A 23898-nucleotide genomic window follows, 5' to 3' on the forward strand; every position below is an offset into this window, starting at 1 on the left:
ATATACCCCTACCGGGTATAGGTTTCAAGACCGGAGCATGGCAATGAACAACAGCGAGCCCCGTCACGACGCGGAAACACATTCCGGATGCGGCTGTTCCGCGAAAGCTGCACCGCCGCCGGCGAAGCCCGCGGCATCCTCGTGCTGCGGCGGCGATCATTCCAGCCATGCCCATCATCACGGCCACGACCACGGTGATTCCGCGAACAAGGTGAAGGACCCGGTCTGCGGCATGACGGTCGACCCGGCGACGTCGAAGCATCACCTCGCATATCACGGCGAGACCTTCCATTTCTGCTCGGCCGGCTGCAAAACCAAATTCGCCGCCGATCCCGCCAAATATCTTGCGAAGGAGAAGGCGCCCGAGCCGGAAATGCCTGCGGGCACGATCTACACCTGCCCGATGCATCCGGAGATCCGCCAGGTCGGACCGGGCAGCTGCCCGATCTGCGGCATGGCGCTGGAGCCCGAGGTGGCGAGCCTCGAGACCGGACCCAACCCTGAGCTCGCCGACATGACGCGACGGTTCTGGATCGGCGGCGCGCTGGCGCTGCCGGCCGTGGTGCTGGAGATGGGCGGCCATCTCGCGGGCCCGCACAATTGGATCTATGCTACGGTCTCGAACTGGATCCAGCTCGTCTTCGCCACACCCGTGGTGCTGTGGGCCGGCTGGCCGTTCTTCGTCCGCGGCTGGCAATCGCTGCTGACGCGCAACCTCAACATGTTCACGCTGATCGCCATGGGCACGGGCGTCGCCTATGTCTACAGCATCATCGGCACCGTGGCGCCGCAGCTGTTCCCCGACACCTTCCGCGGTCATGAGGGTGCCGTCGCCGTCTATTTCGAGGCGGCTGCCGTAATCACCGTCCTCGTGCTGCTCGGCCAGGTGCTGGAGCTGCGCGCCCGCGACGCGACCTCGGGGGCGATCAAGGCGCTGCTCCAGCTTGCGCCGAAGACCGCGCGCCGCGTCGCGCCTGATGGCAGCGAGCATGAGGTCGAGATCGACACGCTCCATGCCGGCGATTCCTTGCGTGTTCGCCCCGGCGAGAAGGTGCCGGTCGACGGCATCATCCTGGAGGGGCGCTCGTCGCTCGATGAGTCCCTGGTCACCGGCGAATCCATGCCGGTCACCAAGGAGACCGGTGCGAAGGTCATTGCCGGCACGCTGAACCAGTCGGGCAGCTTCGTGATGCGCGCCGACAAGGTCGGCCGCGAGACGCTGCTGTCGCAGATCGTGCAGATGGTCGCGGACGCTCAGCGCTCCCGCGCGCCGATCCAGCGCCTGGCCGACCAGGTCTCCGGCTGGTTCGTGCCGACGGTGATCGTCGTCGCCCTCGCTGCCTTCGGCGCCTGGGCCTGGTTCGGACCGGAGCCGCGGCTGGCGTTCGGCCTCGTCGCAGCCGTCAGCGTGCTGATCATCGCCTGCCCCTGCGCGCTCGGACTTGCGACGCCGATGTCGATCATGGTCGGCGTCGGCCGCGGCGCGCAAGCGGGCGTGCTCATCAAGAACGCCGAGGCGCTGGAGCGCATGGAGAAGATCGACACGCTCGTGGTCGACAAGACCGGCACGCTGACCGAGGGCAAGCCCAAGGTGGTCGCGATCGTGCCGGCGGCCGGCTTCGCGGAAGATGACATCCTCCGGCTGGCGGCCAGCGTCGAGCGGGCCAGCGAGCATCCCCTGGCCGACGCCGTCGTGCGCGCGGCCAGGGAGAAGCAGCTCGCCCTTGGCCAGGTCGAGCAATTCGATTCGCCGACCGGCAAGGGCGCGACGGGCAAGGTCGACGGCAAGACCATCGTGCTCGGCAATGCCAAATACCTCACGTCGATCGGCATCGAGACCAGGACGCTCGACAATGAAGCCGAAAGGCTGCGCGGCGACGGCGCGACCGTGATCAACATGGCCGTCGACGGCCGGCTTGCCGGCCTGTTCGCGATCGCCGATCCGGTCAAGGCCTCGACGCCGGAAGCGCTAAAGGCGCTCGCGGCAGAAGGCATCAAGGTCATCATGCTGACCGGCGACAACCGGACGACGGCAGAGGCGGTGGCGCGCCGGCTCGGCATCGCCGATGTCGAGGCCGAGGTGCTGCCCGACCAGAAGAGCGCGGTGGTCACCAGGCTGCAAAAGGCCGGCCGCATCGTCGCGATGGCCGGCGACGGCGTCAACGACGCACCGGCGCTGGCCGCCGCCGAGGTCGGCATCGCCATGGGCACCGGCACCGACGTCGCGATGGAGAGTGCCGGCGTCACCCTGCTCAAGGGCGATCTCACTGGCATCGTGCGGGCGCGCAAACTGTCGCAGGCGACCATGAGCAACATCCGCCAGAACCTGTTCTTCGCCTTCATCTACAACGCCGCCGGCATTCCGATCGCCGCGGGGATCCTCTATCCGGCCTTCGGCGTACTGCTGTCGCCGATCATCGCCGCGGCGGCGATGGCGCTGTCGTCGGTGAGCGTGGTCGGCAACGCGCTGCGGCTTCGTGCGACGCGGCTGTAGGGACACTGCGTAGTCCGGATGGAGCGCAAGCGAAATCCGGGTTCTGCCAACAAATCGAGACTGCCCCGGATTGCGCTTCGCTCCATCCGGGCTACGGTTCATGGACTATACAGGCGGCACGCACGGAGAGGACCTGATGCAGCGGATTACGATCACGATCGAGGACGATCTCCTGGCGGAGATCGATGCCGCAGCCGAGGCGCGTGGCTACCAGAACCGCTCCGAGATCATCCGCGATCTCGCCCGCGCCGGCCTGCAGCAGAGCACGGAAGACACGGCGCAGACCGGCCAATGCGTGGCCGGTCTCGTCTATGTCTACGACCACGCCGCGCGCGATCTGTCAAAACGCCTGGTGCAGGAATTCCACGGACATCACGATCTCGCGCTGGCGACGCTGCACGTCCATCTCGACGATGACAATTGCATGGAGATGACGGCGCTGCGCGGCGATGCCGACGAGGTCAGGCATTTCGCGGACCACATCATCGCTGAACGCGGCGTGCGCTACGGCCGCGTGGTGATGATCCCGACCGGAGAAGGCAAGCCGGCAAAGGCGCGGAAGCACGGGCACCGGCATGGCTAGCTGGGCGCTTGCGTGCCCCCGACCGGGACACGGTCGTGCCTGGGGCAGCCGGTCGCCCTTGCCGAAGCCGCATTGGGTGTCTACCTCTCGCGAAGTGTTGACCTGAGAGGATCCCCCATGCTGGATGCCGCCATCAAGGCGCTGTCGCAAATGATCTCGCCGCCGATGCGCTCGATCCTGTGGCGATCGATCGGCCTTGCGCTGGTGCTGATCACCGTGCTGGCGATCGGTTTGCAACGGCTGCTCAGCTGGTTTGCGACCTCCGGTGAGGTCTGGCTCGAAGGCCTGCTCGGACCGGGCTGGCATTCATCGATCGAAGTCCTGTCGTGGATCGTCTCGATCGCGGCGGGCCTCGGCGTCGTGTTCGGCGGCATCTTCCTGATGCCCGCCATCACCTCGCTGGTGGCGAGCCTGTTCGTCGACGACGTCGCCGACATCGTCGAGCGCGAGCATTATCCGGCCGAGCGGCCGGGCGTGGCGCTGCCCTTGGGCCAGGCGATTCTTGAAGGCGTCAGGACTGCCCTGCTGACGATCGTGGTCTATCTGGTCGCGTTGCCGCTGGTGCTTTTCGCCGGCGCCGGCTTCCTGGTCTTCTTCCTCGCCGCGGCCTGGCTGCTCGGCCGCGAATATTTCGAGCTCGCGGCGATGCGCTTCCGCCCGCCGGAGGAAGCCAAGGCGATGCGGCGCGACAACGCCGCCACCATCTTCACCGCCGGGCTCTTCATCGCCGCCTTCGTCTCGATCCCGATCGTCAATCTGGCTACGCCGATCTTCGCCATGGCCTTCATGGTCCACATGCACAAGCGCCTGTCCGGCCCGCGGCCCGAGCTGATCGAGCCGGCGCGGCAGGTGCGGTGACGCTTACGTCACCGTCAGTCCGCATTTGCGCAGCAGCATCCTGGCGAAGCCGAACGGCGCGGGCGTGAATGGGCCCGTCGGCGCGCGGGTGACCAGCGCGACGATTGCGAGCGCGGCTATCGCCAGCCAGAAGCACAGCCAGAAGCCGTCGATATAGGCGAGCACATTGGCCTCGCGCTGGACGATGCCCGCCAGCGTGCCGACCGCGCGCGGCTGCGCCGATCCCGTGCCGTGGGCGGCGAAGCGATCGGCGAGCTGCTTCAGTCTCTGCACCACATCGGCATCGCCGACTGCAAGGTTCTGGCCGAGATAGAAGGAATGGACCTGCTCGCGCACGCGCAGCCAGGTGCCCATCAGCGCCACGCCGATCTCGGCGCCGCCGAGCCGCATGATCTGGATATAGGCGGCAAAGGAGGTGGCACGGCTCGGATCGGAGTTGGACAGCAGCGTGATGATCAGCGGCAATAGCGTCAGCGACTGCCCGATCGCCTGGAGCAGCACGATGCCGATGAAATCCTCGCGCGCCCAGACGTGGGTGAGTTGCGTGCCCCAGAGATTGGCCGCGGCGAAGCAGGCAAAGCCCACGACGACCACCGTCCGCGCATCGAAATGCCGCAGCAGCCAGATCGAGACCGGGACCAGCAAGAACATCGGCAAGGCGCCATGGGTCAGCAGCAGCATGCCGCTCTGCTCGGGCCTGAGCAGCGCGATGGTGGCGAGGAAGTTCGGCACCAGCGACGCATTGGACAGGCTCGTCAGCGTGTAGAGCAGGATCAGGACCAGCCCGAAGCCGATGTTGCGCGAGAACAGCACGTTCACATGCGCCCAGGGCTGCCTGACCAGCGATTCGTTGACGAGAAATGCCAGAAACAGCACCGCGCCCGCTGCGAGCAGTGCCATCACCGTGCCGGAGCCGAGCCAGTTCAGCCGGTTGCCCTGGTCGAGCCCGGCATAGATCATCGAGACCGAGGCCCCGAGCAGCAGCATGCCGCCCCAATCGGCCTCGCGCAGCAGCGCGCGGTTCACCGGCTCGTTCGGCGTGCCGAGATAGACCATCAGGCCCATCAAGGGCGCGATCACCACGCCCTGCCAGTATAGCCATTGCCAGCCGAGATGGTCGACATAGAAGCCGACCAGCGAGGTCGATGTGTCCAACGCGAAGCCGACGCGGATCGCATAGATCGAGATTGCCGGCAGCCACCAGCGGATCGGCAGATTGCGGAACACGATCATCAGCGTCGCCGGCACGAAGGTGCCGAGCAGGAGGCCGTGCACGACGCTGAGCACGAGCAACGTCGTGTATTCGTGCACGAAGGGAATGACGAACGAGACGGCGGCGTAGACGAGGCTGGGGATGCCGAGGACGCGGCGCAGGCCGAACACCGTGGCGAGCCAGGCCACCGCAGGCGCGATGAAGATCTGCGAGCCGATGCCGGCCGTCGAGAGCCAGGCGCCCTCGTCGAAGCCGAGCGAGAATGCGCCGCGCAGGTCGGGCAGGCCGACCGTGGTCAGCCGGCTGTCGAAATTGGCGAGGAACGAGCCGAGCAACACCGCCGCGACGGCGAACAGGGGCTGCGGCGCGACGCCGCCGCGCGAGAGCGGCCCGCGATCGGCATCGTCATTTTCCGCCATTTGCGCCCTTGGTGTCGATGCTGGTGACCACCGACATGCCCGGCACCAGCCGCGCCAGCAGCGGCTGGTCGTCGTCGAACTGAATGCGCACGGGAATGCGCTGAACGACTTTTGTGAAATTGCCCGTCGCGTTGTCGGGCGGCAGCAGCGCCACCTGTGCGCCCGTTGCCGGCGCAATGCGCGCGACCCTGCCGCGCAGCGTCTCGCGCGGAAAACTGTCGACGGTGATCTCGACCGGCTGGCCCGGTGCCACGTGCGTGAGCTGGGTCTCCTTGTAGTTCGCGATCACATAGACCTTGGGCAGCGGCACCACGTTGATGAGGTTGGTGCCGATATTGACGTAATCGCCGGGCTGCACCTGGCGCTCGCCGACAACGCCGTCGAACGGCGCGGTGATCTTCGTATAGCCAAGCTTGAGCCTCGCACCCGCAAGAGTCGCCTTGGCCGCCGCGACATCGGCGGCGCGCTGCTTCCTGGTGCCTTGCAGGACCTCGAGCTGGTGCTGCTGGGCCGCGATCACGGCGCGGCTCGCGCGCACGTCGGCCTGCGCCTTGGCGTAAGCGGCCACTGCCTGCTCGAGGCGCTGCCGCGTGCCGGATTCGGTCTGCGACAGGGACTGCTGGCGCTCCTGCTCCTGTCGCGCCTCCACTTCCAAGGCTTCTGCGGAGAGACGCGCAGCCTGGGCCTGCGCGATCGTCGCATATTGCAGCTCGATCTGGTTGGCGAGATTGTCGAGCGCGGCCTGCGCCGCGGCGACGGCGGCTTCGGCCTGCGCGACTTGCGCCTCGTAATCGGCGGGGTCGATCTGGATCAGGAGATCGCCGGCCTTGACGCGCTGGAAATCGGTGACTCCTACGGTGAGCACTTCGCCCGAGACGCGGCTCGACAGCCGCGTCAGCTCGGCGCGCACATAGGCGTCATTGGTGGTCTGGACCACGGCATTGCCGACCCATTCGTCGAAGCGCAGCGTCGCCAGCGCGACGAAGGCGAGCGCAACGACGACTGCAAACAGCGGGATCGCGAGCCGGCTCCAGAGCGAGGTGGCGGGGCGCTGCGTCGGCTTCGGTGGTGGGGCAGGCGCTGCGGCGGGAGGCGACGATGGAACTTGCTCTTGTTGACTCACGACTGAACCTCAAACGAACTCACCGCGATCTCACACCGTCTTCTCCGGCCACCGGCAGAGATCGTTGATCAGGCAGACCTCGCAGCGCGGCTTGCGCGCGAGGCAGGTGTAGCGGCCGTGCAAAATCAGCCAATGATGGGCATGCAGCATGAACTCGGCCGGGATGACCTTTTCGAGGCCGAGCTCGACCTCGAGCGGCGTCTTGCCCGGCGCAAGTCCGGTGCGGTTGCCGACCCGAAACACATGCGTGTCGACCGCCATGGTGTGCTCGCCGAAGGCCATGTTGAGCACGACGTTCGCCGTCTTGCGTCCGGCGCCGGGCAGCGATTCGATTTCAGCACGGGTGCGCGGCACCTCGCCGCCGAACTCGGTCAGCAGCTTTGCCGACAACGCGATCACGTTCTTCGCCTTGGTGCGATAGAGGCCGATCGTCTTGATGTACTCGCGCAGGCGCTCCTCGCCGAGATCGACCATTTTCTGCGGCGTGTCGGCGACCTCGAACAAGGCGCGCGTCGCCTTGTTGACGCCGGCATCGGTCGCCTGTGCCGACAGCACCACGGCCACCAGCAGCGTGAACGGATTGACGTGCTCGAGCTCGCCCTTCGGCTCCGGATTGGCCTTGCGGAAACGGCTGAAGACCTCGCGGACCTCGGCCGGCGTCCAGGGTTTTGCAGCTTTGAGCGATTTCTTCGCAGGCGCTTTCGGTTTGGCCGCGACCGGCTTTGCCTTTTTATTCGGCACCGCCGCTTTGCGCGGGGCCGGCTTGCGGGTGATTTTCGCCATGATCGGGATATACTGAGGGACGATGAGCACAGGCAACGAAATAGAGCGCAGCGATTCCCAAGACCCGCGCGACGTGCAGATCTTCTCTGCGCTGCTGACGCCACACCGCTCCCTGAACCGCACCGGCTTCCTCGCCTTGATGGTGTTCGTGAGCGTGGTCAGCTTCGTTGCGGGCCTCGCTTTCCTGATGATGGGGGCGTGGCCGGTGTTCGGTTTCTTCGGCCTCGACGTTGTCGTGATCTGGTGGGCCTTCAAGGCCAATTTCCGCGCCGCGCGCGCCCGCGAGGAAATCGTGGTGACCCCGTCCGAACTGCGGGTGCGCCGCGTCAGCCATCACGGCCAGGTCGCCGAATGGACGTTCAATCCGCTCTGGGTCCGGCTCGACATGGAGATCGACGAGGACTTTGGCATCGAGCATCTCTATTTGATCTCGCGCGGTCATCAGATCCAGATCGCCCGCTTCCTCGGCCCCAATGAAAAGGCGAGCTTTCACAAAGGCTTGGTCGAGGCGCTGAACGCCGCCAGGCGCGGCCCGACCTATAATCCGATCACCTGATTCCGGGTCGGGAATCGGGTGGTTTCGAGCCATCCCTTCTCCTACATTTCCGGTCATGATGACCCTCGCGATACATGACCAGCGCCTGGCCAAGCCGGGCACCCAGAACGCCGCGTTGCGCGACTATGATTCGGTGCGCCGGGCGATCGCCTTCATCTCGGCGAACTGGCGCGCGCAGCCGACCATCGAGGCGATGGCGGATGCGGCCGGCGTCACGCCGGATGAGCTGCACCATCTGTTCCGGCGCTGGGCCTCGATCACGCCGAAGGCCTTCATGCAGGCCCTCACCCTCGACCACGCCAAAAACCTGCTGAGGGATTCCGCCAGCATCCTCGACGCGGCACTCGACTCGGGCCTGTCGGGACCGGGCCGGCTGCACGATCTTTTCGTCACGCACGAAGCGATGTCGCCGGGCGAATGGAAGAACGGCGGTGCCGGCCTCACCCTGCGCTACGGCTTCCATCCCTCGCCGTTCGGCACCGCGATCGTGATCGCCACCGATCGCGGGCTGTCCGGACTCGCCTTCGCCGATCCCGGCGAAGAGAAGATCGCACTCGCCGACATGACGCGGCGCTGGCCGAACGCCACTTATGTGGAAGATCACGAAGGCACCGCGCCGCTCGCGGCGCGTGTCTTCGACCCGAAGCTGTGGCGACCGGACCAGCCGCTGCGCGTGGTCCTGATCGGCACCGATTTCGAGGTACGGGTGTGGGAGACGCTGCTGAAGGTTCCGATGGGACGCGCGGTGTCCTATTCCGACATCGCCTGCAACATCAACAGCCCGAAGGCCTCGCGCGCCGTCGGCGCGGCGGTCGGCAAGAACCCGGTTTCCTTCGTCGTGCCCTGCCACCGCGCACTCGGCAAGAGCGGCACGCTGACGGGCTATCACTGGGGCATCACGCGGAAGCAGGCAATGCTGGGCTGGGAAGCCGGGCAGCTGGGGATGCAATAGGGTCGATGTCGTAGGGTGGGTTAGCCGGAGGCGTAACCCACCTCTTCTATTTCCGTTACGGCAAAGATGGTGGGTTACGCTGCGCTAACCCACCCTACGAGATCTCGACTAACCCGCCAGATCCAGCTTCGAAGCCACGGTCGAATCGGCATTGAGCCGGTAGATGATCGGCACGCCGGTGGCGAGCTCGCGCTTCAGGATGCCTTCGGGCGAGAGCTTCTCCAGCACCATGATCAGCGCGCGCAGCGAATTGCCATGGGCGGCAACCAAAGTGCGCTTGCCGTTGAGCACGGCGGGCAGGATTTCCTGCACGTAATAGGGCAGCGCGCGCGCCAGCGTGTCCTTCAGGCTTTCGCCGCCGGGCGGCGGTACGTCGTAGGAACGGCGCCAGATCAACACCTGGTCCTCGCCCCATTTCTTGCGCGCGTCGTCCTTGTTGAGACCGGAGAGATCACCGTAGTCGCGCTCGTTCAAGGCGAGGTTCTTCGAGGTCGGCAGACCGGTCTGGCCGAGCTCGGCGAGGATGAGATCGAGCGTGTGCTGCGCGCGCGTCAACACCGAGGTGAAGGCGACGTCGAATACGAGACCCTGTGCCTTCAGCTTGCGGCCGGCTTCCTTGGCTTCGTTCACGCCGAGCTCGGTGAGATCGGGGTCTTTCCAGCCCGTGAACAGGTTCTTCAGATTCCATTCGCTCTGGCCGTGGCGCACGAGCACGAGAAGACGTTCGCTCATTGACTGCTTTCCGTTTGGTTCGATCAGAAATCGGCGAGGCCGAGCACGTCGGCCATCGAGTAATGTCCCGGCGTCTTGTCGTGCGCCCACAACGCCGCCTTCAGCGCGCCATGGGCGAACAGCATGCGGTCCTCCGCCTGATGCGACAGCGTCAGGCGCTCGAACGGGCCGAGGAAGGTCACGCTGTGGTCACCGGCGACGGTTCCGCCGCGCAAGGAGGCAAAACCGATATTGCCCGGCCGGCGGGCGCCGGTGATGCCGTCACGACCACGCTCGGAATGGTCATCGAGGGTTATGCCGCGGCCGGCGGCTGCGGCCTGGCCCAGCATCAATGCCGTGCCCGAGGGCGCATCGACCTTCATGCGGTGGTGGCTTTCCACGATCTCGATGTCGAAACTCTGGTCGAGCGCCTTGGCAACGCGCTTGACCACGGCGGCGAGCAGGTTGACGCCCAGGCTCATATTGCCTGACTGCACCACGACCGCGCGATTGGTGACGCTCTTGATCACGGCGTTGTCGGAGCCCGACAGCCCGGTCGTGCCGATGACGTGGACGATGCCGCGCTCGGCGGCGATCGCGACATTGGCGATGGTCGCCGCCGGCACCGTGAAGTCGAGGATGCCGTCTGCATCCCTCGACATCGCCCAGAGATCGGCGGACAGCTTGATACCGTTGGCCGGCAGGCCTGCGAGCAGGCCGGCATCCTTGCCGAGCAGTTCCGAACCGGGCGCCTCAAGCGCGCCCGCCAGCACCGCGCCCTTGCTCTCGGCAATCGCTCGCACCAGCGCCCGGCCCATCCGGCCGCCGGCTCCTGCAACAATCAAGCGCATGTCGGACATGGTCGATCCTTTCAATGGCCCTATTACCGGTCGCGGGCCGTTTGGGCAACCGATGGAACCAGGGGGATGCGCTGACGGGGGTTTAACCGCGGGCGGGCAATTGCGGGCTCTCGCAGACCAAAGGCAAAATCATCAGATCAATGCGATTGAACCGGAAGTTCCCAGCGCTCTCTCAGCACGACCTGGCCGGCGTGCTCAACAGTATATTCGGCCTTGTAGGTGCCCTGCTCCCAGCCATTGGCGGGGCGCTTCCGACCCGTGGATAGAAAAGCTTGCGCTTTATTGTTCTCGACGGGCGCAGCGTTGTTTTCGGCGATCACCTTGCCGGAGGGCCCGCTGAGGACAAGTCGCTGAACGTCGCCTGATTTCAAACCGATGATACGCACAAAGGCGACGATTGCCGCCGACGCCGCCGAAGGCAATTCGGCGTCCGTCCTTCCGTCCTCGATGAATTCCATCGTCACCGGGGTCGTCGCAAAACCCGTGTTCAGAACGGCCCGTTCCTGGTAGCGAAGCCGCGCCTGCAGTGCAGGTTCCCACAGCATCTCTCCTCCGCCACAGGATTCCGGGCTCGCGCCGTGGGCAAAAGGATCTGTGATCGAACCGTCGTGCCGGACCGTGAAGTGGAGGTGAGGATACTCGGTCAAACCCGATAGACCTACCCGGCCCAGCGGCTGCCCTCGTGTCACGGTGTCGCCGGGCTTCACCCGAAGACTGCCCGTTGCGAGATGACAATATTGCGTTTCCCAATGATCGTCGTGCTGGACCAGAACGCCATTGCCGCATTCGACGTCACGAACAGCCTCGCGCGCGCCTTTGTGGAACGCTCCGTCCGGCAGATTTTCCCGAGTTCGAAGGACGCGTCCGCTTGCGGACGCGAGAACGTCAACGCCAGCCCGTTGCGCCTGCAGCGAGGGGAGCCGAAAGTCAGTTCCGTTGTGCCCATCGTATGTCAGCGTGCCGCATTTGAAGTCCCTTGCGGCCGGTGATGGGTCCCGATCCGTATAGTTTTGGATGTAGCAGGTCTTCCCGGGCTCGCAGGCGATCGGCATTCCCAGCTGGATGCGCTCGGCAAGGCCATGTCCAGGGGTTGCGAGCACTGGGATCACAATCACGGTCGAAAGAAGGAAGGCGGTTGTTGCGGGCGAACGGGTTGGTGTCATCATGAACGCTTCGAACATCGATCTTGAAGTCGTCGATCAGGTCTCTCCAAATATTGCACCTATCCGATCAACCGAGAGACGGATGCAAACTGGCGGACCGACTTCTCGCGCAGGCCAGAGCCGAACGGCGATTGCGTGAGATGATGAAGTACAAAGAACTCGGATTGTCGGTTGATTCCCAGTTTGAGCATTATGCGCTTGGTGTAGGTTCTCACCGTTGCTTCGGTTAGCCGCAGTTCAGCACCGATCTTTCGCGGACACTTGCCTTGAAGGATCCGAGTGACGATCCGCTCTTCCGCGAAGTTCAAGCCGAAAGCCGCGGCAATACGGTGCGCTCCCGAAACCTCATCGAACTGCGGCACGATGACAAGCGCCTTTCCGGTATCACAAGGCGGCGGCGCAGCCCCGATTCTGGCAAAGGCGAACCGCTCACGCTCGGTTGAAAGAGGCACGGTTGTATCCAGCCACTCCCGATCGGCGCGCGAACCCAATGATTCGCGAACCGCCTCCCTCAAGGCAGCAGTCACCGAACTGTTATGCCCGGCCAGCTTGTCTCCATTCGCCTTGAGGAGATCGCCTTTGGCCATCAGCGATTGCGCGCTGCCGTTGATTTCGTGAATGCGAAGATCTTCGTCGACGATGAGGGCAGGAAATGCCAAGACTCCAAGCCAGGTCGCCGCATCTTCCTGGCGCTGCTGCAATCGCACCAGATCGTGGGCGGTCTCCCAGATCGCACGCACCGCGCGCACGAGGCATGGAACCTCGGCCCGCGTAAGTCCCGATTGACGCCATCCCGCGACGAAGACGACGGTTACGCCCTCGCAAGCGGCGAACCGTCCTATCACGGAATGACCATTGATATCCGGCTCGGGCCCGATCAGCTTTCGCACGAAAGTGGTGCGCAGATGGACCGGTTCGAGCAGCGTACAGCCTGTACTGGCGCCCTTTCGAGCAATTCGCGCCACCATGGCCGTGCACGAAGGATCGATGGTCGCCTGCCCGATCCGCGCCTGCAGCAATCGTTGGCCGGAAGCTCGACGCATCGCCGCGGCAATATAGCAGCTGCGGCATTCAAGCAGCTCGGCAATCCCCCTCCCGAAATGCTCCATCGCCATCTGGCCGATACTCTCGTCGGCAGGGCTCGCAAATTGTTCTACCAGGCCCTCAGTATCGATCGTCGAGCGTGCGCTCTCCGTGGGATAGAACCCGATTCCATTCTGCCAGTGGGGCAGTACCTTGCCATTCTCGTGCAAGCGCTCCTCCCGCAATATCGATGCCGCCGGCATTGCGCCAGCAGCCTAACTCTCCCTGAAAGCGCGGTGGATCCGCAGCACCATGGGCTGCAGCAAATACTCCGCAAAGGTTCTTTCTCCCGTCTCGACGAACACCTCGACGGGCATTCCGGGCAATAATGACGAAAGGTAATATGCTGTCTGCGTGGTGGTCCCTAGCTCGAGTTCCGCCATGTAGGAGGCGACGCCCGTCTTCGGGTCATTCAGCGCATCCGCGGCAACTGCAACGACCTTCGCATCCAGCATCGGTATCCGGCGGATGTTCAATGCGAGGACGCGCACGCGCGCCGTCTGTCCGACATAAACCTCCTGCCTGTCCGTCGGCTTCAGCGTCGCCTCGATGACAAGCCGATCTTGAAGGGGGACGATTTCCAGAAGAGTTTCCCTGGGCGCAAGCACGGCACTGAGATCCCTGCTGTTGAGGCCGACGACCTTCCCACTTTCAGGTGCACGCAGTTCGGATCGAACAAGCTGATCACGCAACGCGGCAATTCGATGTCGAAGATCGCCAATCTCCTGGCTGGTGGCGTGCAGCTGCTTTGCGATGTCCCGATTCTGGTTCAACTCCAGCTGTCGACGCCTATCGTCCAGTTCGGCGATCTTTGTTCGTGCCTGCGAGATTGATGCTGCATTGCGAGCGATCTGCCCTTCCGTTTCAGCCTGGCTGCGTTGTAGAGCCAGTAAACGCGGCTTCCGCGCGAGCCCCTTGGCGAGCAGGGAACTCGTATCCGCGATTTCTTCCTTCAAAAGGGCAAGTTGCTGTTCTGCCCCCTTGGTGTCGCCCTCCAGGCCGCGGATGGTATCCTCCAGTTGCAGCATCTGTTGATCAATCTGCTTTCGCTCGCCGTCGATCGCCGTCAACCGCGCCGCAAACTCGGCCCGCTGGGTCAGTACGGCAACGCCCGCGGCCGCAGCAGATCTCGTTCGCAGCTCATCCGGAAATCGTATCTCTTTTTCGCCGGCCTGTTCGGCGGCCAATCGCGCTTCCATGGCAAGGTCCGCAAACAGCTTCGTCTCGAGCGAACCGAGCATCGCCTCGATCTGCGTGGTATCGAGCCGCGCAATCACTTGACCGGCCTGGACACGATCATTCTCTCTGACCAGGATCGACTTGATGATGCCTCCCTCGAGGTGCTGCACGGCTTTGCGCTTTGAATGCACTTTGATGAAGCCGGACGCCACGACAGCGCTGCGGAGCGGAACGGTGGTCGCCCAGACGCCGATGCAGCAGAACTGCAGAACGAGCAACACGCACCCCCACACCACGATGCGCCGCATGTCGGAGCGTGGTTCATTGAATGTTGCCCACCGCTCGCCGGTCACGGCATGGCGTGGAATGACGATGTTGCGAGCATGGCCTTGCGACGTCATCGACTCGCTCCTCCGGTCCTGAGCACGCGGGACTCTTGTTCGCGGTGACCGTCGGTCGACTTCGATATCGGCGTGACCTCGGATAGACGGAGGGGCAGAACCTTGCTGGGCGGGCCAAAGGCGAGCTGCATGCCGTCTCTCAGCAGCAATACGGCATCCGCGATCGTCAGGAGGCGGGGCCTGTGCGTCACGATGACCAGCGTTGCGCCGCGCGCCCTGACCTGCAAAGCCGCAGAGCAGAGCGCTTCCTCGCCTTCCGGGTCAAGGTTGGCATTTGGTTCGTCCAGCAGCATCAGCTTGCGGTGGCCGAAGAACGCTCGCGCGAGGCCAATCCGCTGGCGCTGACCACCTGAGAGCTTGCTGCCGTCGCGACCGATCTCCGTCTGATAGCCAGATGGCAGGGAAAGGATCATGTCATGCGCGTGCGCGAGCATCGCTGCCGCGGTGATGTCTTCGTCGCGCGCGCTTTCGTCGAATCCGGCGATCGCCTCTGCGACGGTGCCGCCCACGAGCTGCACGTCCTGGGGAAGATATCCGACGAACTTGCCGAGCTGATCAGCATCCCAATTATGGAGAGCGGCATGATCCAGCCGGATCGTGCCGCTACTCGGCAGCTCGAGGGCCGCCATCAGCCGCAGCAGGGTCGATTTTCCGGCGCCCGTCGGACCTATGACGACGACGATTTGCGAGGGTCGGCACTCGAAATTTATACCCGCGAGAATGGGGCGTTTGGCTCCAGCGGGCCTGTAGGCCACGCGATCGACGACCAGCCTGCCGGACGGCATCGGAAGCAATGTCTTTCTCTTTCGCGCCAACACCGGCGCAGCGGCGGCCTGGACCTGTGTCCATGCCTCCTGCGCGGATGTGAGCGCGCGCCAGGCTGAGATCAGGCTTTCCATCGGCTGGAGCGTGCGCGCGATCAGCAGTGAACTCGCGATCAGGCTGCCCGACAGCACCTCGTTTTGAAGAACCAGCCAAGCGCCCGCTCCAATCGCCGCAATCTGCAGGATCGTCCTGATCATGCGCGCGGCAGCGCCGATCGCGTAGACACGTTCACTGGCTCGAACGACGGGCGACAGTGCCTGATCGTTGAGCCGCATGAATTCCCGAACTGCGCCGAGAGTCCACCCCATCGCGCGCACGAGGCTGGCATGCCGGACGATCCCGTCCAGGGCAGCCTGCGTCCGCAGTGCGGCTCCCGACGCCTCGGCCGTTTCGGTGCGCGCGATCCGCCGGCTGATGATGCCCAACACCAGCAGAATTGCCGTCCCCACCAGGGCAATGGCCCCATACCAAACGTGGAGAAGGAATAGAATGAGAATGAAGGCAGGAAGAAACGGCGCATCGATGAGCGTCGTAACGGTGCCGCTCGCCAAGAAGGTTCTCAGTTCGCGGACCTTGACGAGATCGTGCGTCCCTCCATCGCCGCGACTTGCCGCGTCCACGATGGTGCCTTCGAGGACGATCGGAGCGACGCACCGCTCGAAGCCAACGGCGAACCGGCTGAGGAGGCGGCTGCGCAGGATATCGAAAGCGGCGCTGAACACGAGAGCCGCTGCGGCGATCATCGTGAGACCGACAAGCGTTTCAACGCTGCCGCTGCTGATCACCCGGTCGAACACCTCGATCGAATAGAGGGGAACGACCAGGAGCAGCAGGTTCACCGAGATACTGAAGGCCACGACCCACACGACTGCGGACCGCCCCGGAATCAATCCGAGCAGCGATCTCTTACCAGGCGCTGGGCCCTCAGGCGGACGCAAATACATGACCGGCAGGCAATATCACCGACTGACTCATACAGACTTCAGAAATGCAGTGGCGGGGCGGATCGGTAGCCGCCCCGCCGAACGGGCCTCAGACGACTTCAATGACCGTGGACCCCGCGGCCACATTGATGTCATCGATCGTCGTGAATGGCGTTGCGCCTCCGGTCACGCCGTCGAGTTGGATCGTTCCGAAGCCGAAATCGAGCACAGTGTTGGTGCCATCATCGCTGACGACGACCGTGGTCGGGTCGAAGCCCGGTGCAGCATCGACCTGGATCAGATCACCATCGGTAAGACTGAAGTCCGTTATCTCGTCATCACCGAAGTTGGTGGCGGTATCGTCGCCGAAATGATAGGTGTCGGCGCCCGCCCCACCCGTCATCACGTCGTCTCCCGTGCCTCCGTCGAGGACGTCGTTGCCGTTACCGCCATCCAGCTCGTCATCGCCTGCGCCGCCGGCGAGCGTATCGTTGCCGTTTCCGCCCGCGAGCGTGTCGGCGCCGTCACTGCCGTTCAACGTATCGTTGTTGTCGCCGCCGGCAAGAGTGTCATCGCCCGCGTCGCCGTTCAGCGTATCATTGCCGGTGCCGCCACTGAGTTCGTCGGCGCCGTCACCGCCGTTCATGGTGTCATCTCCGGCGCCGCCCGACATGGTGTCGTCTCCGGCGTCGCCGAACATCGTGTCGGTCCCGGCGCCGCCCTCCATGAGGTCGGCTCCGGCGTTTCCATTCATGGTATCGTTGCCATCGTCGCCGTTGAGCGTGTCATTGCCGGCGCCGCCGTTCAGGACGTCGTCGTCGGCACCGCCATTCAACGTGTCGTTTCCGAGACCGCCATTCAGCGTGTCATTGCCCTCGTCGCCGTTGATGACATCGTCGCCGAGGCCTCCGTTCGCCGTGTCGTTTCCGAGGCCGCCATGCAGCGTGTCATTGCCGGCATCGCCATTCAGCGTATCGTTGCCTGCGTCTCCCCAAAGGGTGTCGGCTCCGGCGCCGCCGTAGACGGCGTCATCGTCATCTCCACCGTGGATGGAGTCGGCGCCTGCGTCACCATAGAGCTGATCGTTCCCCAGGCCGCCGTCGATCGTGTCATTGCCTGCGTTGCCGTGGATCGTGTCGAGGCCGGCATTGCCCGAAAGATTGTCGTCTCCCGCACCGCCGTTGACGGTATCGTCGCCGTCGCCACCGGCGATCGTATCGACACCGGCATTGCCATTCAGCGTATCGTCGCCGGCACCGCCATCGATGTTGTCGTCGCCCGCGCCTCCGTTCACGAGGTCGGCGCCGTCCAACCCGGTGATCGTATCGTTGCCTGCCAACCCGTTGATCTGGTCGTCAGCTGCCGTTCCAGGAATGATATCGTCGCCTGCCGTTCCGTTGATGAGTGCCATGACTTCCGCTCCTTGATTCAAGGTTTTCGTGATGCGGGTAGGCTTGCCTCCGGTCAGGGACGTGTGCCTTGCTTGGGCTGATCTCTCATCGTCCCTGTTGTACAGTTCGAGCAAAGCAACCTTGAATGAAAATTGGGCAGGGTCGCAATCCCCATTTGGGGACAAAAGAATCCTTGGAACAAAGCTGAGTGAGGAGCGCGACGGGAGCAGGTGGCGCGGCGACTTTCCCCTTCAGGGAAAGTGCTGGAACCGGCTCCACTGCATCCGGCTTGTATGTACCTGGGCGCCGATCTCGCCACAATTTGGCGAGACGACGGACAGGCGAAGGGCGTTCGCTGATCAGCCCGTCATTCACGTGAAGAATGACGGCGCGCAGCCGCCATTCTAAAGCGGAATGGGCTTAAGTTGAATCGATTGCCGCGGCTCGTTCACCTCTCCCGCAAGCGGGAGAGGGAGTTCACTTCCCCCTGTAGCTATTTGACCTGATCTCATCACGCTTTAAGACGGCTGCGGACCGTCATAACCCTCGATGATGATGAGGTCGGCGATCGAGTGCGGCTGCCGCACCTTGATGTTGGCCTGATATTCCGGCGAGTTGTAGCAGGCGAGCGCGGTCTCGTAGTCCGGGAATTCGATCACGACGTTGCGGTTGCGGCTGGCACCTTCGACGGTGGTGAACTTGCCGGCGCGGACGACGAAACGGCCGCCCCATTTCTTGAAGATCGGACCGTTGGCGACCGCGTAGGGTTTGTAGCCCTCGTCATTGCTCACGTCGACACGCCCGATCCAGTAACCCTTTGCCATCGTCGTTCTCCCTTGTTGATTAGCTGAGCGCTTGCGCGATTTCGGCCTGGATCGCGTCGGCCGCCGCCTTGGGGTCGGCGGCCTCGAGGATCGGCCGCCCGACGACGAGATAGTCGGCGCCTGCAGCGATCGCGCGACCCGGCGTCATGACGCGCTTCTGGTCGCCGGTCGGTGAGCCCGCCGGACGGATACCAGGCGTGACGAGGCTCATCTGATGCCCGACGATCTTGCGCAAGGCACCCACCTCTTCCGGCGAGCAGACGAGTCCATCGATGCCGAGCACCTGCGCCTGCTGCGCGCGCGCTTCGACCAGCTCGGAGACGCCGAGCCGATATCCGGCCGCGTGCAGATCGTCGTCATCGTATGAGGTCAGCACAGTGACTGCGAGAATCTTCAAGCTCGATGCGCCACGGCCTTCGACTGCCGCCTTCATGGTCTGCGGATAAGCGTGGACGGTGAGGAAAGTCGCCCCCAGCCTGGCGACACTCTCGACACCGCGCATCACCGTGTTGCCGATGTCGTGCATCTTGAGATCGGCAAACACCTTCTTGCCCTCGCCGGCGAGCTTGCCGATCAACGGCAGGCCGCCGGCATAGGCGAGCTGATAGCCGATCTTGTAGAAGGTGACGCTGTCGCCGAGCCTTGCGACCATCGCCTCGGCAGCCTCCGGGCTCGACACGTCGAGCGGAACGATCAGGCGGTCCTTGGGGGCGATTTCGGCTGGCGTCATGTCACCTCACATCATGCGTTGGGAAAGGTCGATCAACTGCGCTACCAGCTCCTTCAGCGCGGCGATATCGCCCTCGTTCTTCAGCCTGTCCATATCGTCATAGGCCTGGTCGGCAAAGGCGAGCGTGAGCTGGCTGGGAATGACATTGGCGTGGCAGGAGGAGAGGATCAGCCGCAAGGCCTGGAGCGCGCGGGCCGCACCGAGCCGGCTCTGCGAGGCGCCAGCGAGCGCGAAGACGCGGTTGCGGAACACCTCGCCGCGCGCCTCGTGCAACTCGTGCACGCGGCTGACCCAGTCGATCGCGTTCTTGAGAAGCGGCGGCACCGAGGCGTTGTATTCGGGCGAGACGATGAGGACGCCGTGATGGGCGCCGATCATGCGCTTGAGATTGATGGCGTGCTTGGGCACGCCGGATTTGGCCTGGAGATCGCCGTCGTAGATCGGCAGCGGAAAATCGGCCAGCGAGATGCGGGTGACGTCGACGCCGGCCTGGGCGAATTCATACGCGGCGACCGCTGCAAGCTTCGCATTGTGCGAGCCGGTGCGCAGCGAGCCGGGAATGATCAGGATTTTGGGAGCAGACATCCAATCCCATGCGTTCGGCGAAACGAGCCCGCCGCGCAAGAGCAGGAGCCGGCGGAATTAATCCTTGCGATACACCCAGACGCGGGCCGGCGGAAGGTTCATCCAGATCCGTTCCGAAGCCTCTGTGGACACGCCGGGAAGCGATTTCGGGATCGGCGGCACCACCGCATAGGTGAACTGGATGAAGGGCGCGCCGGGCGCGAGAGCGGTGAAGGCGTCACGGATGAGCCGCAGCCGCGTCAGCATCGGTTTTGTGACCAGCGGCAGGCCCGAGACGACCGCGCTGGCCGGCGCGCTCAGCACATTCCAGAGCGTGTCGCGCAGGCGATAGGCATCGCCCTGCACCACCTTGGCTTGTGGGTAGCGGTCGCGCAGCAGCGCGCAGAAGCCGGGATTGTATTCGACGAGGACGAGACGCTTCTGGTCGACGCCGCGCTCGATCAGGGCCGAGGTGATCGCACCGGTACCGGGCCCGAGCTCGACCACCGGGGCGTCCGAATCGACATCGACATAGTGAGCCATGGTCCGGGCCAGGAGCTTGCCTGACGGCATGACCGCGCCCATGTGCAGTGGTTTTTCGATCCACGACCTGAGAAAGCGCACCTCGTCATCGAGACGAGGCTTCTTCAACGCACGCGCGGACGATGGCAATGGCATGTCGGGACCGGACGGGACCGCGGGACCGCGGCGTGTCAGAAAATGGTCATAAAGACGTATAGGCCGAAGGCGGTACGGTCAAGACGAGTCAATTCGCCCGATTGCCGAAGAAATCCTTGACCTTCGCGAAGAAGCCCTCGGATTCCGGCTGAGTGTTGCCGGAGGAGAGCTTGTCGAACTCGGCCAGCAATTCCTGCTGCTTCTTGGTGAGGTTCTGCGGGGTTTCGACCACCACCTGGACGTACATGTCGCCCATCTGGCGCGAACGCAGCACCGGCATGCCTTTTGATGCGATGCGGAATCGGCGGCCGGACTGGGTCCCGGGCGGCACCTTCACCTTGGCCTTGCTCTTCTCGATCGTCGGCACCTCGAATTCGCCGCCGAGCGCTGCCGTCACCATCGAGATCGGCACCCGGCAATGCAGATCGGCGCCGTCGCGCTGGAAGAACTGGTGCTGGGCCAGCGACAGGAAGATGTAGAGGTCGCCGGGCGGGCCGCCCCGGACCCCGGCCTCACCCTCGCCGGCGAGCCTGATCCGTGTACCATCCTCGACGCCTTGCGGAATATTGACCGAGAGGGTCCGCTCCCGTGTGACGCGCCCCTGGCCCGAGCAGGACGGGCAGGCATCCTCGATCATCTGACCGCGGCCCTGGCAGCCGGGACAGGTCCGCTCGAGCGTGAAGAAGCCCTGCGACTGCCGCACGCGGCCGGCGCCGCCGCAGGTCGAGCAGGTCTTCGGCTTGGTGCCGGCCTTGGCGCCAATCCCCGAGCAGGCCTCGCAGGTGACCGAGACCGGGATCTCGATCTGCGCGGTCTTGCCGCCAAAGGCTTCCTCGAGGGTGATTTCCATGTTGTAGCGCAGGTCGGCCCCACGCTCGCGGCCGCCGCGGCCGCGCTGTCCGGCCATGCCGAACAAGTCTTCGAAGATGTCGGAGAAGGAGGAGGCGAAGCCCGCGCCGAAACCGGCGCCCCCGCCGCCAAAGCCGCCACCCTGCTCGAATGCGGCGTGGCCGTAGCGGTCGTAGGCAGCGCGCTTGTCCTTGTCCTTCAGGACCTCATAGGCCTCGTTGATCTCCTTGAACTTGACTTCGCTGGTCTCATCCCCGGGATTGCGGTCGGGGTGGAATTTCATCGCCAGCTTGCGGAACGACGATTTCAGCTTGGACTCGTCGGCGTCGCGTTCGACTTCCAGGGTTTCGTAATAGCAGCGCTTGGTGGACGTGGACATGATGAGCTCGGTCTATCCAATCGCGATTCAAGTTGGGGCGAAACAACGCTGACACGCGACGACATGAGCACCCTTCCGCCTTGCGGCAGGGCGCTGCCTGGCAGCGCTGAGAATAACGGCTGGAGATTGATCGATCGTAGCGGAAGCGTGCTCCTGCGACCTCGACACGACGGCCTCCCCCGCGAAGGGGGAGGCCGAAGAAGCGTGTGGGGTCCAAGCCGCCCGCATCGTCACCCTCTCGGGGTTCAGGCGGACTTCTTGTTGGTCTTGTCGTCGTCGACTTCGGTGAACTCCGCATCGACGACGTCGTCCTTGGCCGCATCCTTCTTGGCGTCGGCCTCGGCCTGCTGCTTGTACATGGCCTCGCCGAGCTTCATCGAAGCCTGCGCCAGCGTCTGGGTCTTGGCCTTGATCGCCTCGGCATCGTCGCCCTTCAGCGCTTCCTTGAGGTCGCTGACGGCATCCTCGATGGCACGGCGCTCGGTCTCGGCGACCTTCGATCCGTGCTCGGCGAGCGCCTTCTCGGTCGAATGCACCAGGCCATCGGCCTCGTTCTTGGCGGTCACGGCCTCGCGGCGCTTCTTGTCCGCCTCGGCATTGGCCTCGGCGTCCTTGACCATCTTCTCGATGTCGGCTTCCGACAGACCGCCCGAGGCCTGGATGCGGATCTGCTGCTCCTTGCCCGTGGCCTTGTCCTTGGCCGAGACGTTGACGATACCGTTGGCGTCGATGTCGAAGGTCACCTCGATCTGCGGCATGCCGCGCGGAGCCGGCGGGATGCCCATCAGGTCGAACTGGCCGAGCATCTTGTTGTCGGCCGCCATTTCACGCTCGCCCTGGAAGACGCGGATGGTGACGGCATTCTGATTGTCTTCGGCCGTCGAGAACACCTGGCTCTTCTTGGTCGGGATCGTGGTGTTGCGGTCGATGATGCGGGTGAACACGCCGCCCAGCGTCTCGATGCCCAGCGACAGCGGGGTCACGTCGAGCAGCAGCACGTCCTTGACGTCGCCCTGGAGCACGCCGGCCTGGATCGCGGCGCCGATCGCCACGACTTCGTCCGGGTTGACGCCCTTGTGCGGCTCCTTGCCGAACAGCTGCTTCACGACCTCCTGGACCTTCGGCATGCGCGACATGCCACCGACCAGAACGACTTCGCCGATCTCACCGGCGGTGACGCCGGCATCCTTCAGCGCCTTGCGGCAGGGCTCGACGGTCTTCTGGATGAGGTCGTCGACCAGCGCCTCGAACTTGGCGCGGGTGAGCTTCATCGTCAGATGCTTCGGACCGGTCTGGTCCGCGGTGATGAAGGGCAGGTTGATCTCGGTCTGCGTCGTCGAGGACAGCTCGATCTTGGCCTTTTCAGCGGCTTCCTTCAGGCGCTGCAACGCGAGCTTGTCGTTGCGCAGGTTGATGCCCTGCTCCTTCTGGAACTCATCGGCCAGATAGCCCACGAGACGCATGTCGAAGTCTTCGCCGCCGAGGAAGGTGTCGCCGTTGGTCGACTTCACCTCGAACACGCCGTCGCCGATCTCGAGAATGGAGATATCGAAGGTGCCGCCGCCGAGGTCGTACACGGCGATGGTGCCGGCCTTGGTCTTGTCGAGGCCATAGGCGAGCGCGGCCGCGGTCGGCTCGTTGATGATGCGCAGCACTTCGAGGCCCGCGATCTTGCCGGCGTCCTTGGTCGCCTGGCGCTGGGCGTCGTTGAAGTAGGCGGGAACGGTGATGACGGCCTGATCGACCTTCTGGCCGAGATGGGCTTCCGCGGTCTCCTTCATCTTCTGCAAGATGAACGCCGAGACCTGCGAGGGCGAGTAGGTCTGGCCGTCGGCCTCGACCCAGGCGTCGCCGTTGGAAGCCTTCACGATCTTGTACGGGACGAGCTTCTTGTCCTTCTCGACCATCGGGTCGTCGTAGCGGCGGCCGATGAGGCGCTTCACTGCGAAGAAGGTGCGCTCGGGATTGGTAACGGCCTGGCGCTTGGCCGGCTGGCCGACGAGGCGCTCGCCGTCATCCGTCACGGCGACAATCGAAGGCGTCGTGCGCATGCCTTCGGAATTCTCGATGACTTTGGCGTTCTTGCCATCCATCACGGCGACGCACGAATTCGTGGTGCCGAGGTCGATCCCAATGACCTTTCCCATGGTCCTGATATCCTTCTTTTTGCGGCAGGTTGGCTGGGCCCAGAAGGCACCCGAACCGAAACCCCCTAAGATCAAACATCCGCGATATTGCGATGATTGAGGCTCATATAGGAGGGGGGGAGGGGCCCGCAAGGACCGAAGCTACGTTTCTGCCGCGAAAACATTGGGTTTTGAAAGATGATGTCCGGCCTCCACCGCCCTTGCGGGTGA

21 protein-coding genes are annotated in these 23898 nt (G+C 64.3%); 5 read left to right on the forward strand and 16 right to left on the reverse strand.

The genetic code is table 11. The features are described from left to right. Nucleotides 1-43 precede the first annotated feature (43 nt). From AX729_RS12985 to AX729_RS12995, 3 genes are all read left to right on the forward strand, one after another. Entirely contained in the window at nucleotides 44-2494 is a 2451-nt protein-coding gene (locus tag AX729_RS12985) for a heavy metal translocating P-type ATPase (RefSeq protein WP_061023568.1), read from the forward strand. 136 nt (nucleotides 2495-2630) lie between these two features. Then, complete coding sequence (gene nikR / locus AX729_RS12990; protein WP_061023822.1) at nucleotides 2631-3077, forward strand: nickel-responsive transcriptional regulator NikR; 447 nt, start codon at nucleotides 2631-2633, stop codon at nucleotides 3075-3077. Nucleotides 3078-3194: 117 nt separating this feature from the next. Next, complete coding sequence (locus tag AX729_RS12995; protein WP_061023569.1) at nucleotides 3195-3935, forward strand: sulfate transporter family protein; 741 nt, start codon at nucleotides 3195-3197, stop codon at nucleotides 3933-3935. Between the two features lie 3 nt (nucleotides 3936-3938). Here AX729_RS12995 and AX729_RS13000 read toward each other — a convergent pair whose 3' ends face one another. From AX729_RS13000 to nth, 3 genes are read right to left on the reverse strand one after another with little or no spacing between them, the layout of a single operon-like run. Then, nucleotides 3939-5567: an MFS transporter gene (locus AX729_RS13000; protein WP_061023571.1), complete on the reverse strand. Its 1629-nt coding sequence runs from the start codon at nucleotides 5565-5567 to the stop codon at nucleotides 3939-3941. After that, complete coding sequence (locus AX729_RS13005) at nucleotides 5554-6690, reverse strand: HlyD family secretion protein (RefSeq protein WP_061023573.1); 1137 nt, start codon at nucleotides 6688-6690, stop codon at nucleotides 5554-5556. The genes AX729_RS13000 and AX729_RS13005 overlap by 14 nt, the downstream gene beginning before the upstream one ends. A gap of 30 nt (nucleotides 6691-6720) precedes the next feature. After that, nucleotides 6721-7473, reverse strand: coding sequence for an endonuclease III (nth, locus tag AX729_RS13010; RefSeq protein ID WP_061023824.1), 753 nt, complete (start codon nucleotides 7471-7473; stop codon nucleotides 6721-6723). Between the two features lie 22 nt (nucleotides 7474-7495). Between nth and AX729_RS13015 the strand changes: the two genes are divergently transcribed. Continuing rightward, nucleotides 7496-8029, forward strand: a complete 534-nt coding sequence (locus tag AX729_RS13015; protein ID WP_061023575.1) for a DUF2244 domain-containing protein — start codon at nucleotides 7496-7498, stop codon at nucleotides 8027-8029. Between the two features lie 55 nt (nucleotides 8030-8084). Beyond that, the gene (locus tag AX729_RS13020) at nucleotides 8085-8981 is read left to right on the forward strand and encodes a methylated-DNA--[protein]-cysteine S-methyltransferase (protein WP_061023577.1); all 897 of its coding nucleotides are present in this window, start codon (nucleotides 8085-8087) and stop codon (nucleotides 8979-8981) included. A 108-nt stretch (nucleotides 8982-9089) separates the two neighbouring features. Here the strand turns inward: AX729_RS13020 and AX729_RS13025 are convergent, their stop codons facing one another. The 13 genes from AX729_RS13025 to dnaK form a co-directional block, all read right to left on the reverse strand. Beyond that, on the reverse strand, nucleotides 9090-9713 hold the full coding sequence (locus tag AX729_RS13025; RefSeq protein ID WP_061023579.1) for a 2,3-bisphosphoglycerate-dependent phosphoglycerate mutase: 624 nt from the start codon (nucleotides 9711-9713) through the stop codon (nucleotides 9090-9092). A gap of 23 nt (nucleotides 9714-9736) precedes the next feature. Continuing rightward, nucleotides 9737-10552, reverse strand: coding sequence for a 4-hydroxy-tetrahydrodipicolinate reductase (gene dapB, locus AX729_RS13030; RefSeq protein WP_061023581.1), 816 nt, complete (start codon nucleotides 10550-10552; stop codon nucleotides 9737-9739). Between the two features lie 137 nt (nucleotides 10553-10689). Further along, entirely contained in the window at nucleotides 10690-11733 is a 1044-nt protein-coding gene (locus AX729_RS13035; RefSeq protein WP_245325149.1) for a M23 family metallopeptidase, read from the reverse strand. Nucleotides 11734-11774: 41 nt separating this feature from the next. Continuing rightward, a complete protein-coding gene (locus AX729_RS13040; RefSeq protein ID WP_197433586.1) occupies nucleotides 11775-12968 on the reverse strand; it encodes a helix-turn-helix transcriptional regulator in 1194 nt (397 codons plus the stop codon). Between the two features lie 45 nt (nucleotides 12969-13013). Further along, on the reverse strand, nucleotides 13014-14378 hold the full coding sequence (locus AX729_RS13045) for an HlyD family type I secretion periplasmic adaptor subunit (protein WP_061023582.1): 1365 nt from the start codon (nucleotides 14376-14378) through the stop codon (nucleotides 13014-13016). Then, nucleotides 14375-16060 (reverse strand): type I secretion system permease/ATPase, encoded by a 1686-nt coding sequence (locus AX729_RS13050; protein WP_245325151.1) that lies wholly within the window; start codon nucleotides 16058-16060, stop codon nucleotides 14375-14377. The genes AX729_RS13045 and AX729_RS13050 overlap by 4 nt, the downstream gene beginning before the upstream one ends. 175 nt (nucleotides 16061-16235) lie before the next feature. Continuing rightward, the gene (locus AX729_RS13055; protein ID WP_082770423.1) at nucleotides 16236-17537 is read right to left on the reverse strand and encodes a calcium-binding protein; all 1302 of its coding nucleotides are present in this window, start codon (nucleotides 17535-17537) and stop codon (nucleotides 16236-16238) included. 498 nt (nucleotides 17538-18035) lie between these two features. Next, nucleotides 18036-18341 carry a DUF1330 domain-containing protein gene (locus AX729_RS13060; protein ID WP_061023583.1) on the reverse strand — a complete coding sequence of 102 codons (306 nt, stop codon included), beginning with the start codon at nucleotides 18339-18341 and terminating at the stop codon, nucleotides 18036-18038. Nucleotides 18342-18360: 19 nt separating this feature from the next. Beyond that, nucleotides 18361-19071, reverse strand: coding sequence for an orotidine-5'-phosphate decarboxylase (pyrF, locus tag AX729_RS13065; RefSeq protein ID WP_061023585.1), 711 nt, complete (start codon nucleotides 19069-19071; stop codon nucleotides 18361-18363). 6 nt (nucleotides 19072-19077) lie between these two features. Further along, nucleotides 19078-19656, reverse strand: coding sequence for an NADPH-dependent FMN reductase (locus tag AX729_RS13070; RefSeq protein WP_061023833.1), 579 nt, complete (start codon nucleotides 19654-19656; stop codon nucleotides 19078-19080). Nucleotides 19657-19713: 57 nt separating this feature from the next. After that, nucleotides 19714-20313, reverse strand: coding sequence for a class I SAM-dependent methyltransferase (locus AX729_RS13075; protein WP_061023588.1), 600 nt, complete (start codon nucleotides 20311-20313; stop codon nucleotides 19714-19716). Between the two features lie 88 nt (nucleotides 20314-20401). After that, nucleotides 20402-21541 (reverse strand): molecular chaperone DnaJ, encoded by a 1140-nt coding sequence (gene dnaJ / locus AX729_RS13080; protein WP_061023591.1) that lies wholly within the window; start codon nucleotides 21539-21541, stop codon nucleotides 20402-20404. Nucleotides 21542-21786: 245 nt separating this feature from the next. Next, nucleotides 21787-23688, reverse strand: a complete 1902-nt coding sequence (gene dnaK, locus AX729_RS13085) for a molecular chaperone DnaK (protein ID WP_061023594.1) — start codon at nucleotides 23686-23688, stop codon at nucleotides 21787-21789. Nucleotides 23689-23898 lie beyond the last annotated feature (210 nt).

This window comes from Bradyrhizobium sp. CCH5-F6 (assembly GCF_001556045.1).
GTDB lineage: Bacteria > Pseudomonadota > Alphaproteobacteria > Rhizobiales > Xanthobacteraceae > Bradyrhizobium.

Bases quoted from the DNA above. Each gene is read 5' to 3' on its own strand.
- AX729_RS12985 (WP_061023568.1), top strand. From the start codon at position 44: ATGAACAACAGCGAGCCCCGTCACGACGCGGAAACACATTCCGGATGC.
- nikR (WP_061023822.1), top strand. From the start codon at position 2,631: ATGCAGCGGATTACGATCACGATCGAGGACGATCTCCTGGCGGAGATC.
- AX729_RS12995 (WP_061023569.1), top strand. From the start codon at position 3,195: ATGCTGGATGCCGCCATCAAGGCGCTGTCGCAAATGATCTCGCCGCCG.
- AX729_RS13000 (WP_061023571.1), bottom strand. From the start codon at position 5,567: ATGGCGGAAAATGACGATGCCGATCGCGGGCCGCTCTCGCGCGGCGGC.
- nth (WP_061023824.1), bottom strand. From the start codon at position 7,473: ATGGCGAAAATCACCCGCAAGCCGGCCCCGCGCAAAGCGGCGGTGCCG.
- AX729_RS13015 (WP_061023575.1), top strand. From the start codon at position 7,496: ATGAGCACAGGCAACGAAATAGAGCGCAGCGATTCCCAAGACCCGCGC.
- AX729_RS13020 (WP_061023577.1), top strand. From the start codon at position 8,085: ATGATGACCCTCGCGATACATGACCAGCGCCTGGCCAAGCCGGGCACC.
- AX729_RS13025 (WP_061023579.1), bottom strand. From the start codon at position 9,713: ATGAGCGAACGTCTTCTCGTGCTCGTGCGCCACGGCCAGAGCGAATGG.
- dapB (WP_061023581.1), bottom strand. From the start codon at position 10,552: ATGTCCGACATGCGCTTGATTGTTGCAGGAGCCGGCGGCCGGATGGGC.
- AX729_RS13035 (WP_245325149.1), bottom strand. From the start codon at position 11,733: ATGTTCGAAGCGTTCATGATGACACCAACCCGTTCGCCCGCAACAACC.
- AX729_RS13045 (WP_061023582.1), bottom strand. From the start codon at position 14,378: ATGACGTCGCAAGGCCATGCTCGCAACATCGTCATTCCACGCCATGCC.
- AX729_RS13055 (WP_082770423.1), bottom strand. From the start codon at position 17,537: ATGGCACTCATCAACGGAACGGCAGGCGACGATATCATTCCTGGAACG.
- AX729_RS13060 (WP_061023583.1), bottom strand. From the start codon at position 18,341: ATGGCAAAGGGTTACTGGATCGGGCGTGTCGACGTGAGCAATGACGAG.
- pyrF (WP_061023585.1), bottom strand. From the start codon at position 19,071: ATGACGCCAGCCGAAATCGCCCCCAAGGACCGCCTGATCGTTCCGCTC.
- AX729_RS13070 (WP_061023833.1), bottom strand. From the start codon at position 19,656: ATGTCTGCTCCCAAAATCCTGATCATTCCCGGCTCGCTGCGCACCGGC.
- AX729_RS13075 (WP_061023588.1), bottom strand. From the start codon at position 20,313: ATGCCATTGCCATCGTCCGCGCGTGCGTTGAAGAAGCCTCGTCTCGAT.
- dnaJ (WP_061023591.1), bottom strand. From the start codon at position 21,541: ATGTCCACGTCCACCAAGCGCTGCTATTACGAAACCCTGGAAGTCGAA.
- dnaK (WP_061023594.1), bottom strand. From the start codon at position 23,688: ATGGGAAAGGTCATTGGGATCGACCTCGGCACCACGAATTCGTGCGTC.